This is a genomic window from Thioalkalivibrio sp. ALMg13-2, assembly GCF_000381185.1.
GTDB classification, from domain to species: domain Bacteria; phylum Pseudomonadota; class Gammaproteobacteria; order Ectothiorhodospirales; family Ectothiorhodospiraceae; genus Thioalkalivibrio; species Thioalkalivibrio versutus.
This window is the reverse complement of record NZ_KB906112.1, coordinates 18,955-32,979: the sequence shown is the minus strand read 5'-3', so window position 1 is coordinate 32,979 and position 14,025 is coordinate 18,955. Positions and strand designations below refer to the sequence as shown.

Below are 14,025 nucleotides of genomic sequence, written 5' to 3'. Positions count from 1 at the left end.
CCACGGGTCACGTGAGTGCCGGGTAGTCGGTGTAGCCGTGTTCGTCGCCGCCGTAGAAGGTGGCTTCGTCCCACTCGTTGAGCGGGGCGCCCTGGCGGAAGCGCTCGGGCAGGTCCGGGTTGGCGATGAACGGGCGGCCGAAGGTGACCAGGTCACAGCGTCCGGCAGCGATGCGCTCGCGGGCCTCGTCGGCGCTGTAGGCGCCGTTGCCGATGTAGGTTCGGCTGAAGCGCGCGCGGATGGCGTCGATGATGGATTCCGGGCGGCCGGTTTCGTGATTGCCCTGGAAGGAGTCCTCCACCACCTCGATGTAGGCGATGCCGGTGGCGTCCAGGGCCTCGGCGAAGGCGCTGTAGGTTTCCAGCGGATCATCATCATGCATGCCGTTGAAACTGCCGGTCGGGCTCACGCGGATGCCCACGCGCTCCGGACCCCAGATCTCGATCACCGCGCGCACCACCTCCAGCGGCAGGCGGATGCGGTTCTCCACCGAGCCCCCGTAGGCGTCGGTGCGGTGGTTGCTGCCACTGCGGATGAACTGGTCCAGCAGGTAGCCGTTGGCGGCGTGGATCTGCACGCCGTCGAAGCCCGCCGCCTTGGCATTCTGCGCGCCCTGGCGATACTGCTCCACGATGCCCGGCAACTCGTCGAGCTCCAGTGCGCGCGGCTCCAGTACTTCAACCATGCCGGATTCGGCACTGATGAAGGTATAGGCGCCCTCCGGCTGGATCGCGGAGGGGGCGACCGGCTTCTGACCGTCGGGTTGCAGCTCCGGGCGCGAGATGCGGCCGACGTGCCACAGCTGCGCCTGGATGCGTCCCCCGGCGCCATGCACGGCCTCGGTGACCTTGCGCCAGCCGTCCACCTGCTCCTGCGAGTGGATGCCCGGGGTGAACGCATACCCCTTGCCCTGCGGCGAGACCTGCGTCGCCTCGCTGATGATCAGGCCGGCACCGGCACGCTGCGCGTAGTACTCGGCGTTCAGATCAGTGGGCACGTCGCCTGGCTGCCCGGCGCGCGAGCGCGTCAGCGGGGACATCAGCACCCGGTTCGGCAGCTCCAGCGGGCCCAGGCTGTAGGGGCGAAAAAGCGCGTCATCGTGCTTGGTCATGGGGTCTTCCTTTGGGTTCGTATCGATCCGTGCTGCGAGTCGGACCCGGATCAACCGAACACGTTCCTTTCAGACGGGAGCATTCCGCTGATTCACGGTCGGACACCCGGTTCGGCCGCCTCGATCAGGGCACGGGTGCGCTCGGCGATGTAGTGTGCGGGGCGGGCCAGGGCCTGGTCCAGGGTGATGCTGCCGTCGCACAGGGCGCGGGCGTCGCTCAGGCCGAAGTCGGCGATCTCGGCCTCGTCGCAGGCGATGGCGCCGGCGATCGCCACCACGGGGACCCGCAGTTCCCGGGCGCGGCGCACGACTTCTGCCACCACCTTGCCGTGCGAGGTCTGGCCGTCCAGCTGGCCCTCGCCGGTGATGACCAGATCGGCCTCGCGGATTGCGGCGTCCAGCCCGATCAGTTCGGCCAGGTAGCCCGCGCCCATGCGCGCGCTGCCGCCGAGGACGCAGTCCAGCGCGAACCCGAGCCCACCGGCGGCGCCGGCGCCCGGGGTGTCGGTGGGACGATGGAGGTGCCCGGCGGCATCAATGCAACGGGCCAGGTGCTCCATGTGCCCATCCATCGCCGGGATGTCGGCCGCCTTCAGGCCCTTTTGCGGGCCGAATACCGCCGCCGCGCCATGCGGCCCGGTCAGGGGGTTGTCCACGTCGTTCAGCACGGTGATGTCGATGCGGGCCAGGCGCGGGTCCAGCGCGTCGAAATCGACCCGTACGAGATCGGCCAGGCCCGCCGGGTGGGGCGCAAGCGCGTGCCCCTCGGCATCCAGGAAGCGCACGCCCAGGGCGGCCAGCATGCCCGCGCCGCCGTCCACCGTGCCGCTGCCGCCGAGGCCGATCATCAGGTGTTCGGCGCCGGCGTCCAGGGCCGCCCGCATCAGTTCGCCGACGCCGAAGCTGTGGAGCTGCCAGGGGTCGTGCCGGTCGTCGGGGATTCGGTCCAGCCCGCAGGCGGAGGCGACATCGATCACGGCCCGCTGCTCGCGGTGATCGCAGCCCCAGCCAGCGCTCAGGTGGGCGCCGGTGGGGCCGGTCACATCCGACAGGTGCCAGGCCCAGCCAAGGGTGTGGCTGACCAGCCGCGCCGTCCCCTCGCCGCCATCCGCCATGGGCAGGGAGCGTACCCGGGCATCCGGTCGGGCGGCGTGCACCCCGCGGGCCATGGCGGCGGCCACGTCCTCGGCCTCCAGGCTGCCCTTGTAGCTGTCCGGGCAAACGACGACCCGGAGTCGTTCAGACAAAGATCAGGCCCAGGATGTAGATGGTGATCATCGCGCTGATGCCCTGTAGCAGCGTGGCGGTGGTGAACACCTTGTACGCGGTGGACACCTTCATGCGGCTGAACTGGGTGACCACCCAGAAGAAGCTGTCGTTGGCGTGCGAGACGGTCATCGCACCGGCACCCACGGCCATCACGGCCAGCACCATGCCCATGGTCGAATCCAGCCCCAGCGAGGCCAGCATCGGCGCGATCATGCTGGAGGCGGTGACCAGTGCCACAGTGGACGAGCCCTGGGCGGACTTCAGCGCCGCCGCGATCAGGAACGGCACCAGCAGGCCCAGGCCCAGGCCGCTCAGCAGGTCACCCAACTGGTCGCCGATCGGCGTCTCGCGCAGCACGTTGCCAAACGCGCCCCCGGCCCCGGTGATCAGGATGATCGGGGCCGCCAGCAGGATCGCGTCGACCGTCATCTGGTGGAAGCGGTCCTTGATGCCGGCGCCCTTGATCAGCAGCAGCGCGAAGATCACGCCGATGGCCAGCGCCACGACTGGGGTGCCGAGGAAGATCAGTGCGCTGGCGAATATCCCGGCCTCGGTGTCGCGGGTGGCCAGCAAGGCAACGGAGCCGATGGAGATCAGCACGATGGGTGCCAGGATCGGCATGAACGCGCCCAGCGTGGTCGGGCGGTGCTCCAGCTTGATCTCTTCCCTCTCGACCTCCTGCCCGGTGGCCTCGCTGATCGGGTCCGGTTCCAGCAGCTCTTCGTCATTGGCATGCGCGTAGCGGCTGGCCCACAGCCAGCCCACCGCGGCCGCCACCGCGGAGACGAACAGCCCCACCAGGATCACCAGGCCCAGGGCATCGGCGATGCCGATGTTGCTGGCGGCCGCAATCGGGCCGGGGGTGGGCGGCACGAAGTTGTGCGTGGCGAACAGCCCGGTCGCCAGCGCGACACTCATGGCCACCACCGAGATGCCGGCGGTCTTGGCCAGCGCGTTCTTCAGCGAGTTCAGGATCACGTAGCCGGAGTCGCAGAACACCGGGATGGATACGATGTAGCCGATGATCGAGACCGTGAGGGTAGGGAAGCGGTCGGACAGCGCGCGGATGATCGCCTCCGCCATCACCACGGCCGCTCCGGTGCGGTCGAGGATGACCCCGATGATCGTGCCCAGGGCGATCACGATGCCGATGTAGCCCAGGGTGCTGCCGAAGCCGTCGTTGATGACGCTGATCGCCTCGCGCGGCGCGATACCGCCGATGAGTGCCATTGCGAAGGCGGCGATCAGCAGGGCGAGGAACGGATGTACGCGCAGTTTCGCCGTGGCGAACACCAGCGCGGCGACGACCACAATCAATCCGATAATCAGCATGTCGCGTCCTTTTGCCTTTTTATGAGTATCGATCCGGAGTCTAGACGTCCGTGAGCGGTTCGGTGTCCCGTGATTGGTCTGGGCGCTACAATCCAGACGCCATTTCTTGCCAGGGGATTCCTGCATGCATCGTGTTATCGCGTTTTCGGGGTTGATGGGCGCGAGCCTTGCGCTGGTGATGTCCGCATCGGCCGCGGCCAATCCGTATTCCGGGTTGCAGGAGCGCGAGATCAAGGCACTCTCCGCGCAGGAGACCGAAGATCTCCTGGAAGGGCGCGGCATGGGGATGGCGCTGCCGGCCGAGCTGCACGGCTACCCGGGCCCGCTGCATGTGCTGGAGGTGGCCGCGGAGCTGGGCCTGACGAGCGAACAACGTCGCGAGACCGAGCGGCTGTTCGAGACCATGCGGGAGCAGGCGCGCCAACTGGGCCGGCGCATCGTGGAGCGCGAAAGGGAACTGGACGAGCGCTTCGCGGAGGGCGGGATCTCCAGCGATACCATCGAGACGCTCACGGTCGCGATCGGCGAGCTGCGCGGCCGCCTGCGCCACCTGCACCTGTCCTACCACCTGAAGATGGATGCGTTGCTCAGCGAGGAGCAGAAGGTGCGCTATCGGCAGGCCCGCGGTTATCACGGCGAGGCGGAAGACAGCCCGGGAGATGGCCATCATCACGGCCATCCGGGCCACCACCACTGAATGCCCGTGCCCTTCCCGGCAAGGAACTAATTGCGTGGCACCGCGTTCGACTGAAGAGACGATCGGAGCGCGCATGACGGGAGCCCTGAACCTGGATCTGAACCGGCCGGTGGTCGTGGAGACGGCGGCGCAGCCCTGGAGCGGCAGCCGTGCCGACGGTGTGGTGCGCAAGCCGCTGGAGCGCGAACAGGCGGAAGCGGGCCGCGCCACCAGCATCGTGCAGTTCCAGCCCGGATCCCGCTTCCCGCCACATACGCATGCGCTGGGCGAGGAGATCCTGGTACTGGACGGCGTGTTCTCCGACGAAACCGGTGACTATCCCGCCGGCACCTACCTGCGCAATCCGCCGGGTTCCCGCCACACGCCGCACTCGGATCCCGGCTGCACGCTGTTCGTGAAGCTGGAGCAGTTCGCGCCCGAGGACCGCGAGAAGGTGGTGGTGGATACCCACTCGGCGCCCTTCCAGCCGGGCATCGGCGGCTTGCGCGTCCTGCATCTGCACAGCTTCGGTGCCGAACACACCGCACTGGTGCACTGGCCGGCGGGGGAGCATTTCCAGCCCCACCGGCACTGGGGCGGGGAGGAGATCCTGGTGCTGTCCGGCGAATTCATCGACGAGCACGGGCGCTATCCCGCCGGCACGTGGATCCGCAGCCCGCATTCGAGTCAGCACGACCCCTGGGTGGAGGAGGAGACGCTGATCTACGTGAAGACCGGTCACCTGTGATGCCCTGCGCCCGGGCCTGCGCTTTCACCGGGTAAGGTGACCGAGGGCCGTCCGGGCCGGGTACAGCGACCCCCTTTACACGGGAGCAGGCCGATGCAGCAGCCCGAATCCCAGCAGGACACTGTCCTCGACCCGTATCGTGCCCGCATCCGGGCGGCATACGGGGCCGACGAGGCGGCCGTGTTGCGCGACCTGCGAGCCGCCATCCGGCTGGATGCCGAGGCCCGCGCCCGTATCGCGGCCGAGGGCGCGCGCATCGTCGAGCGGGTGCGCGCCGACACATCGCCGTCGATGCTGGAGAGCTTCCTCGCCGAGTACGGCCTGTCCACCGAGGAGGGTGTCGGTCTGATGTGTCTGGCGGAGGCCCTGCTGCGGGTGCCGGACGCCGAGACCATCGACGAGCTGATCCAGGACAAGATCGAGCCCTCCGACTGGGGCGCCCACCTCGGGCATTCCTCGTCGTCGCTGGTGAATACCTCCACCTGGGCCCTGATGCTGACCGGCAAGGTGCTGAGCGACGACCCGCAGCGCCCGGCCGCCGCACTGCGCGGGCTGATCCGACGGGTCGGCGAGCCGCTGGTGCGTACTGCCGTGGCGCAGTCGATGAAACTGCTGGGGCGCCAGTTCGTGCTCGGCGAGACGATTGCCCAGGGGATGCGCAACGCGCGCGAGATGGAGCGCGAGGGCTACACCTATTCCTACGACATGCTCGGTGAGGCCGCGCGCACCGATGCCGACGCCCGGCGCTATCACGAGGCCTATGCCACGGCCATCGCGGAGATCGCGAAGCAGGCGCAGGGCGACATCCGTTCCAGTCCCGGCGTCTCGGTCAAGCTTTCCGCGCTGCATCCCCGTTACGAGTACACCCACCGCGCGACGGTGATGGCGGAACTCGTGCCGCGGGCGCGGGAACTGGCCCGGCAGGCGGCGCGGGCCGGGATCGGCTTCAACATCGATGCCGAGGAGCAGGATCGCCTGGAGCTGTCGCTGGACGTGATCGAGGCCCTGCTGGCGGATCCGGAGCTGGCCGGCTGGGACGGCTTCGGCGTGGTCGTGCAGGCCTACGGCCGCCGCGCGGCGCCGGTGATCGAGGCGCTTTACGCGCTGGCGGAGCACCTGGACCGGCGGATCATGGTGCGCCTGGTCAAGGGCGCCTACTGGGATACCGAGATCAAGCTGGCGCAGGAGCTGGGCGTGGAACACTTCCCGGTGTTCACGCGCAAGGTGAATACCGATGTCAGCTACATCGCCTGCGCGCAGATGCTGCTGGACCGGCGCGACCGCATCTACCCGCAGTTCGCCACCCACAACGCGCATACCTGTGCGGCGGTGCTGGCCATGGCCGGAGACGATCGCGACGGCTTCGAGTTCCAGCGCCTGAACGGCATGGGCGAGTCGGTCCACGCCATCGTCAAGGCAACGGCCGGCACCCGCTGCCGCATCTATGCCCCGGTGGGCGCGCATCGCGACCTGCTGGCCTATCTCGTGCGCCGCCTGCTGGAAAACGGCGCCAACAGCTCTTTCGTCAATCAGGTGGTGGACAGCGCCATCCCGCCGGCGGAGATCGCCCGCGACCCGCTCGCCGAGCTGGATGCCCTCGGCGACACCATCGCCAACCCGGCGATCCGCGACCCGGCCGATCTCTACCAGCCGCAGCGGCAGAACTCGCGTGGCTACTGCGTTAACGAACCCGCCTCCATCCTGCCGCTGCTTGAGGCGCGCGCGGCCTTCGCGCGGATGCGCTGGCAGGCGGCGCCGATGCTGGCCGCGGGGCACGCGCCACAGGGCGAACCCCGCGCCGCGGTTTCTCCCGCCGATCCCGACGACCTGGTGGGGGCGGTGCGCGAGGCCACGGCGGCGGAGATCGAGCAGGCCCTGCGCGCCGCATTGATGGGGTTTGTCGACTGGTCGGCGCACCCGGTCGCGGCACGGGCGGACCTGCTGCGCGCCATCGCGGAGCGTTACGAGGCGCACGCCCCCGAGCTGATCGCGCTGACCAACCGCGAGGCCGGCAAGACCGTGTGGGACGGCATCGCCGAGGTGCGCGAGGCGGTCGACTTCCTGCGCTACTACGCCTGCGAGGCCGAACGGCTGGAACAGGAGGCGGAGCTGGAGCCGCGCGGGGTGTTCGTTTGCATCAGCCCGTGGAACTTCCCGCTGGCGATCTTCACCGGGCAGGTCGCCGCGGCCCTGGCGATGGGCAATACCCTGCTGGCCAAGCCGGCCGAGCAGACCCCGCTGATCGCCACCCGCGCGGTGGAGCTGATGCGCGAGGCCGGCCTGCCGGAGACCGCCCTGCAGCTGTTGCCGGGTGACGGCCCGTCCGTCGGCGGGCCGCTCACCGCCGATCCGCGCATCAGTGGGGTCTGCTTCACCGGCTCCACCGAGGTGGCGCAGCGGATCCATCGCAGTCTGGCGGACAACGCCGGGCCGGACGCCGTCCTGATCGCCGAGACCGGCGGGTTGAACGCGATGATCGTCGACAGCTCCGCGCTGACCGAACAGGCGGTGCGCGACATCCTTGCCTCCGCCTTCCAGTCCGCCGGGCAGCGCTGCTCGGCGCTGCGCATGCTCTACGTACAGGACGAGGCCCATGACCGGTTGCTGGAGATGCTGCAGGGCGCGATGGACGCGCTGACCATCGGCGATCCCTGGCGACTGGCGACCGACGTCTCGCCGGTGATCGATGCCGAGGCACAGGCGGATATCCGCGACTACCTGAAGGCGCAGGAGGAGCAGGGGCGGCTGGTGAAGGCGCTGCCGGTGCCGGAGACCGGACGCTTTGTCGCCCCCTCGATCGTCCGGCTCCCGGGGATCGAGGCCCTGGAGCGCGAGGTCTTCGGCCCCGTGCTGCACGTCGCGCGCTTTCGCGCGCGGGACCTGGACGCCGTGGTGGAGGCCATCAATGCCCGCGGCTACGGCCTGACCTTCGGCCTGCATACCCGCATCGACGATCGCGTGCAGCAGGTGGTCGAGCGCCTGCGCGTGGGCAACCAGTACGTGAACCGCAACCAGATCGGCGCCATCGTCGGCTCCCAGCCGTTCGGCGGCGAGGGGCTCTCCGGCACCGGCCCGAAGGCGGGCGGGCCGCTGTACCTGGCCCGTTTCGGGCGCCGCCCGCCAGTCGCCGCGGATCACTCCGCGGCGCCGGATGTGGACGCCCCCGGGGTTACCCGGGATACCCTGCAGCGGGCCCTGGACGCGCTGGATGCCGGTGACTGGGCCGCGCGCACCGACCGGATGGAGGTGCTGCGCAAGGCGCTGCCGGAGCGCACGGGGCTGCTGCGCCAGGCCCTGGCGGAGACCGCGGCGTTCGACACGAGTCCGCAGACGCTGCCGGGGCCGACCGGCGAGAGTAATCGCCTGCGTCTCTATCCCCGCGGTCCGGTGCTGTGCCTGGGGCCGAGTGCGGAGGTTGCACTGGCGCAGGCGGTGCAGGCGCTGGGGGCGGGGTGTCCGGTGGTCATGGTGGCCCCGGGTGCCGAACGCGCCGCGCGGGCGCTGCAAAAGGCCGACGTCCCGCTGCGGGGGATCGACGGCGTCGTCGATCCGGAAACGCTGACTCTACTCGACGGTCTGGTGGCGGTCGCCGCGGTCGGTAGCAGCGAGTGGACCCGCCAGTTGCGCAAGGCGCTGGCACTGCGCGACGGGCCCATCATTGCACTGGAGACCGCCCTGATCGCGCCGGAGCGCTATGTGGTGGAGCGCCACCTGTGCATCGACACCACCGCCGCCGGCGGCAACGCCAGTCTGCTCGCGGCCGCTGACTGATGCCGGCCACGTTGTGCGGTGGTGGCGCCGGTCCGGCCTGGGCGCGTTACCGGCGTTTCTTGCGGCGTTTCTGGCCCACCTTCACGCGCTGGAGCGCGCCCTGCAGTTCACCGTGCGCCTCCTTCGGGATGGAGGACGAGCTGCGCAGGCGCAGCCCCTTGCCGGTGCGAACCGCAGTCAGGCGCCCGTTCTCGACGCCGTAGCGCCGGACAATGTCGCGGGCCGCATGTTCGAAGTGCATCGGCGGGTCGCCGCGCCGCACCCGCAGTTTCCCGTCCGCAATCTCCAGGCTGAAGATGATGCTCGCCTGCCAGATCAGCAAGGCGCCCGCCACCAGCAGCAACACAATCATCAACAGCAGCGTGATCAGCATGGCGTCCTCTCCGGTGGTGCCCCGACCTGCATGAGTCTGGGTCAGGGCGTAATGAATCCGTCGCGCCGATCGTAGCACTCGAACACGCGGTTGCGTCTCGCGCGGCCGGACCGATGGGCGCGTGCGGTGCTGGATGGCCAAAGGTCGCGCAGGGTTTAAACGTGCAGCATGCACATGGAGTGCTATTATGTGCTTAATGCGGTTTGTCTGGAGGTGAGCCATGAGCACTGCAGAGCTTCTGGCCCCGGAACGTTCCGAGGTCCTGCGCGAGGCGCTAGTCAATGCCGGCAAGGCCCTGGGCCTGACCCAGGCGGAGCTGGGCGAGGTAGTCGGGCGCGGCCGCACGGATATCAGTCGGGGCAACATCGAGCCGGCCAGCAAGCCGGGTGAGCTGGCGCTGTTGCTGATTCGCTGCTATCGCGCGCTCTATGTCCTCACCGGCGGGGATGTCGGTGCGATGAAACACTGGATGCAGACGCACAACCACCACACCGGAGGGGTGCCCGCCGAGCAGATCCGCACGGTTCAGGGTTTGGTGGGCGTTCTGGAATATCTCGACGCGATCCGCGGCAAGCTATGAGGGCAACCTGACATGCCGGACTGGGATGCCCTGGTCGAAGCGGCGCCGCGTGTCACGCTGAGAGGGGAGGTCCTGCGCCTGGTCGAGAGCCAGGAACAGGTTGCCACCAACCGGATTGTCAGCTCGCTTGACCGCCAGGCCGTTCTGGAAGAGATGCTGGAGGCCACCAAGCCGCCCCGGCGTCTGGGTACGGAACGGCTGCACTACCTGCTGGCGACGCCGTTTCGCTATCCGCCGCTGCGTCACGGATCGCGCTTCGGTCGTCGCCACGAGCCCAGCCTGTTCTACGGCGCCCTGCGCGAGCGCACGGTCCTCGCCGAGGCGGCCTACTACCGGTTTGTGTTCTGGCATGGCATGGCGACCCCGCCACCGCGCAAGCTCGATACCCAGCACACCCTGTTCGCCGCACGCTACCAGAGCCCTAATGGCTTGCAGCTCCATCAGCCCCCGTTCGCTGAACACGCGGACCTGTTGCGTCACCCCGCCGCCTATCAGGCCACCCAGGCCCTGGGCGCCGCGCTGCGCGAGGCCGGCATTGACCTGTTCGAATACCCCTCCGCACGCGATCACGAGGCCGGCCTGAACCTCGGGCTCTTCAACGCACGCCCGTTTACCCGCAACAAGCCCACACGCCAGGATCCCTGGCTGTGCCAGCTCACCGCCGACCACGTCCGCTTCCTCAAGCCCCGCGACGGCGCCCTGCACGACTTTCCCCTGACCCAGTTCCGCTACCAGGGCCGGCTGCCGCTACCCGCCTGACAGCCGTACCCACACCGGCCATTGCGAGGCCTCGCAGAGGCCGTGGCAATCGGTCGGACCCGCCCACAGGGCCTCGATGCTCTCGATGGCGTATGCCTGGCAGGAAAATGTCAGAAGTAGTCGTCTTCGCGCTGACGGCGAAACGCGAGGAGGGTGACCCTTTCGGCATCGTCAATTTCGAACAGGGCCACGTAGCCCAAACGGCCAAAAGGGATCAGGAGCTCTCGGATGCGGGGATGGGCGGGGTCCAGCGTACGGCAGCTCAGCGGGAAAGTTTCCAGTAGCGATACGGCCTGCCCAATGGCCGTGCGGGCGCGGTTTGCGGCTGTCGGATCCTGTTCTGCCAGGAATGCGACAAGCCGCATCAGGTCGTCGCGCGCCTGCGCCGTAACGCGGACCGAGTAACTCATCCTTGAGCCTCCGGTTGACGGGCTATTTCGTGCTCAACATCTGGTCGAGCTCGTCCAGGACCGATTGCGCCGGATAGTACACACCCGTCTCCTGGGCGTTACGCGCCGATTCCAGCCCGCGCTCCAGAAATTGGGCGTGCGCCTGGCGGCGGTGAATCTCGTGACGCACGGCATCCTCGATAAACGCCGATAGCGTTTCTTCCTCGCCCAGGGCCTGCTCGACCTGGTGGCGAAACGCATCACTGACCCGCAGGGCGGGTAACGTCGCATTCTTCATGGCCCGTCTCCGGCTCAACCTCCCGGTACTGTATCGCATATGCGATACAGTACCCAGCCGCACTTATTCCGAACCCTTTGACGGTTCAGATAGGCTCTTCCCGGCCGGGGCGTTTGAGGTGTTCAGCCACCAGATGGTGAATAGCAGCATGGCGGTGATGATCGGGTACTTTGCGAGCGTTATGCCCGTGGACGGCATGGCAAGAGACGCCGGAATGCCCGCGACCAGCCCCATCTTGATAGCCAGTGGCACCTTGCCGAAAGGCCGGTTCATCATGAACGCGCCCGCATAGAGGGCGATCCAGCCCCACAATCCTGCGAGCGCGGCGAACAGGCTTCTCGCTTCAAAGAGGAACCGGGTCCTCGTGAATTCCTCTTCGCTCAGGCCCTGTTCCCGCGCAAAGCGCTGCGACGCTTCGTCGAAGAATTGGTTGAGTCCTTCATCCGGCGCGAGATAGCCGCTGGCCAGCCAGAAAACCCGGGCCAGGAACCAGACAAAAATCACGCTGGAGACGGCCAGCGCCACGAGCGTGGTGGCCTTGAGCACCATTCTCACGATTTTCACCATCCCCTCCCCTTGAATGCACGCAGTCCGTTACGCATGGACCCGCGGAACACAAATAGGGTGCGGACCAGGTACGGCATCAGGACCGGGATGTAGAACACGAGCGTCATCTTGAGCCATCGAGGTGCCCCGTCGGGCACATGCCAGATTCCCAGGAAAAGCACCGAAAACGGGGCCAGTAATGCCAGGCCCGCGTAGAACGCCCGTGTACCCAGGCGAGCGCGGCTACGCGAGCCAAGGATTATCAGCGCGAAGAGAGTCGCGTAAATAAAAAGAAAAGACAGCCACCATGTGAGAAGAGCCAGGCTGTACATGGACCATTATTCCCCGTCGTAGGGCGCGTTTCGGGTATTCGGAAGCGCGGTATGCATCTGGATCCAGGGAACGCCGAGCCGGCCTGGATATTCCTCCAGCAGCAGCTGGTCCCCCTCGCGTACCGAGCGGTAGAGCGCACCACCGACCTGCACCCCCATCCGCGACTGAGGACCGTCCCAGCCAGCCACGCGCAGGTACCGGCGCGTGCCACCCCGCCCGCGCCGGACGGTCTTTTCCTGTAAACCCACCACGTACTGGTTTGGTGCCGCATGATCAAGCGCCATATTCACTTCTCGCAGCAGGCCGTAGCTGGTCATCAGGGCACCGAGGTACCCCACCAGGACCAGTTCGAGCAGGACAAGATGCGTTCGTGAAGTCCGTCCGAGCAGCACGATGGTCAGCGCCATCAGCGAGCCGATTACGATCGCGGCGACGGGGAGCGCAAGCGACAGGAGGCCAGCCATGCTGGCGGGCGCCGGCAGGGGCGAGAGCATGATCGGTGTCAACAGAACGAGTCCGCCGAACAGCAGGGCCGTGCTGGCACCCGTGAAAAGCGCCGCTTTCCATGCAAATGGCTCCCTGCGACCGCGCACTGCGGCAGGAATCTCCGCCTCCAGCGCCTCGGAGATGTCGCGCAACAGGGGGACGAGTGCCCGGGCGAGCAGGATCGGTCGCGGCTCCTTGCGCCACCTCGACGATTTAACCTCCACCCAGATCCGTTGGCGTCGAACGCGGATCTGACGAAACCGTACGTTCTGCCTTTCGCATTCATCGAGGAGGCGCAGCATCCGCGCCTGGGTCGTGGCGCAGCCCTTGAGTGCGCGGCAGATGCTTCGCTGCTCCGTGACCTGGTAAAAGGCCCGGTCGAATGAGCGGTTCCCTGTGCGGCAGGCCACGGAGAGACCGATCGCCGTAAAGGGGTAGTCCCACCAGCGCCGGGCCTTGACGCGCATTTCGATATCCGGCGCCCGGTCAAAGCCGATGCGTTGCAAGGGGGCGCGTCGACTTCCGGTTTCTTGCTCACTGTAAAGCGCACCCTCGGGTGGATCCCCCATCCGTTTGCCCGTGTACGGGTTGATGAGCGTAAGGGCTTCCAGTTTCCAACGGTCTTCCATTCGGGCGCGATAGCCAATGACCGCCATTCCGATCATCGTGACCAACCCGGCCAACATCCACATATGCACATCCCCTGTGGCAGCGTGTGACAGCGAACCCGTCGGGTCCTACTCGGTGTCACTCTGGGGTGAGCGGCCCGGCCGCCACTCGGCCTGCATCGCAAACAGTTCGATCAGAGCCTGGGCATTCGGATCGTCACAGCCGTGTTCGTCGATGCGCTGCCCCACCTGGGACTGGATGTCTTCCTGGCCACGCAGCAGGGTGGCCGCGATCTGTTCTCCCGTCGCTTCGGGGTGCTGGTCCTCCAGCGCCATGACGGATTGCAGGTAGATCATTTGCTGGTTGGCCAGAAACGCGACCATCTGGTCGTCATCGATATCGTCACAGCGGGCCGCGGCTGTACTGGATGCGATGAACTGACTCAGGATGTTCAGGATCTCGGGCCGCTCGTCGGCGCTTGCCGGGCTGGCGAGGCCGAATATCAGCAGGAATAGCCCGGCCGTGGCGGCGAGAAGCCGGCGAGGTGGCGGGCGGGTAACGGGGCATGGGGCGGCAGGGCGCACATGCCCCGCGCGGACAGAACTAGAGAATCCTTTCTTCATCGTTTCCCTCCCTGGAAACATCGCGAGCCCATTGATCGGTCGCGCCCACAATCTAGCTGCTGTTTCCCGACCTGTCATCCCTCGTCCTTCTACGGGGCACCACGTCATTGCGAGGCGTCGTA

The 14,025-nt window shown here is 67.6% G+C and carries 15 protein-coding genes; 5 read left to right on the top strand and 10 right to left on the bottom strand.

All coding sequences use genetic code 11. From position 1 onward, the window contains the following. Positions 1–7: 7 nt before the first annotated feature. The 3 genes from F618_RS0109415 to F618_RS0109405 all read right to left on the bottom strand — a co-directional run bounded on the left by F618_RS0109415 (position 8) and on the right by F618_RS0109405 (position 3,712). The gene (locus F618_RS0109415; RefSeq protein WP_019568421.1) at positions 8–1,111 is read right to left on the bottom strand and encodes an alkene reductase; all 1,104 of its coding nucleotides are present in this window, start codon (positions 1,109–1,111) and stop codon (positions 8–10) included. A gap of 92 nt (positions 1,112–1,203) precedes the next feature. Continuing rightward, positions 1,204–2,358 (bottom strand): glycerate kinase, encoded by a 1,155-nt coding sequence (locus F618_RS0109410; protein WP_081620879.1) that lies wholly within the window; start codon positions 2,356–2,358, stop codon positions 1,204–1,206. Then, the gene (locus F618_RS0109405; protein WP_018938810.1) at positions 2,351–3,712 is read right to left on the bottom strand and encodes a GntP family permease; all 1,362 of its coding nucleotides are present in this window, start codon (positions 3,710–3,712) and stop codon (positions 2,351–2,353) included. The genes F618_RS0109410 and F618_RS0109405 overlap by 8 nt, the downstream gene beginning before the upstream one ends. A 124-nt stretch (positions 3,713–3,836) precedes the next feature. Here F618_RS0109405 and F618_RS0109400 point away from each other — a divergent pair, with 124 nt between their 5' ends. The 3 genes from F618_RS0109400 (at position 3,837) to putA (ending at position 8,907) form a co-directional block, all read left to right on the top strand. Next, positions 3,837–4,409: a Spy/CpxP family protein refolding chaperone gene (locus F618_RS0109400; protein ID WP_019568419.1), complete on the top strand. Its 573-nt coding sequence runs from the start codon at positions 3,837–3,839 to the stop codon at positions 4,407–4,409. Positions 4,410–4,482: 73 nt separating this feature from the next. Beyond that, positions 4,483–5,136, top strand: a complete 654-nt coding sequence (locus tag F618_RS0109395) for a cupin domain-containing protein (RefSeq protein ID WP_026331208.1) — start codon at positions 4,483–4,485, stop codon at positions 5,134–5,136. A 93-nt stretch (positions 5,137–5,229) separates the two neighbouring features. After that, a complete protein-coding gene (gene putA / locus F618_RS0109390; RefSeq protein WP_019568417.1) occupies positions 5,230–8,907 on the top strand; it encodes a bifunctional proline dehydrogenase/L-glutamate gamma-semialdehyde dehydrogenase PutA in 3,678 nt (1,225 codons plus the stop codon). 46 nt (positions 8,908–8,953) lie between these two features. On the opposite strand, the gene F618_RS0109385 is transcribed toward putA, so the two are convergent. Further along, complete coding sequence (locus tag F618_RS0109385; protein WP_019568416.1) at positions 8,954–9,280, bottom strand: DUF3634 family protein; 327 nt, start codon at positions 9,278–9,280, stop codon at positions 8,954–8,956. A gap of 220 nt (positions 9,281–9,500) precedes the next feature. On the opposite strand from F618_RS0109385, the gene F618_RS0109380 reads away from it, so the two are divergent. Both F618_RS0109380 and F618_RS0109375 read left to right on the top strand, forming a co-directional pair. Beyond that, the gene (locus F618_RS0109380; protein ID WP_018168043.1) at positions 9,501–9,860 is read left to right on the top strand and encodes an MbcA/ParS/Xre antitoxin family protein; all 360 of its coding nucleotides are present in this window, start codon (positions 9,501–9,503) and stop codon (positions 9,858–9,860) included. A 12-nt stretch (positions 9,861–9,872) separates the two neighbouring features. Beyond that, positions 9,873–10,619: an RES family NAD+ phosphorylase gene (locus F618_RS0109375; RefSeq protein ID WP_019568415.1), complete on the top strand. Its 747-nt coding sequence runs from the start codon at positions 9,873–9,875 to the stop codon at positions 10,617–10,619. Positions 10,620–10,729: 110 nt separating this feature from the next. On the opposite strand, the gene F618_RS0109370 is transcribed toward F618_RS0109375, so the two are convergent. From F618_RS0109370 to F618_RS0109345, 6 genes are all read right to left on the bottom strand, one after another. After that, complete coding sequence (locus F618_RS0109370) at positions 10,730–11,029, bottom strand: type II toxin-antitoxin system RelE/ParE family toxin (RefSeq protein WP_019563664.1); 300 nt, start codon at positions 11,027–11,029, stop codon at positions 10,730–10,732. Positions 11,030–11,051: 22 nt separating this feature from the next. Next, complete coding sequence (locus F618_RS0109365; protein WP_019563665.1) at positions 11,052–11,306, bottom strand: YlcI/YnfO family protein; 255 nt, start codon at positions 11,304–11,306, stop codon at positions 11,052–11,054. A 63-nt stretch (positions 11,307–11,369) separates the two neighbouring features. Continuing rightward, positions 11,370–11,873, bottom strand: a complete 504-nt coding sequence (locus tag F618_RS0109360) for a hypothetical protein (protein WP_018938818.1) — start codon at positions 11,871–11,873, stop codon at positions 11,370–11,372. Next, a complete protein-coding gene (locus F618_RS0109355) occupies positions 11,867–12,184 on the bottom strand; it encodes a hypothetical protein (protein WP_018938819.1) in 318 nt (105 codons plus the stop codon). Before F618_RS0109355 ends, F618_RS0109360 begins: the two co-directional genes overlap by 7 nt. 6 nt (positions 12,185–12,190) lie before the next feature. Further along, positions 12,191–13,363 (bottom strand): hypothetical protein, encoded by a 1,173-nt coding sequence (locus tag F618_RS0109350; protein ID WP_018938820.1) that lies wholly within the window; start codon positions 13,361–13,363, stop codon positions 12,191–12,193. Between the two features lie 45 nt (positions 13,364–13,408). After that, the gene (locus F618_RS0109345) at positions 13,409–13,864 is read right to left on the bottom strand and encodes a hypothetical protein (RefSeq protein ID WP_019568414.1); all 456 of its coding nucleotides are present in this window, start codon (positions 13,862–13,864) and stop codon (positions 13,409–13,411) included. Positions 13,865–14,025 lie beyond the last annotated feature (161 nt).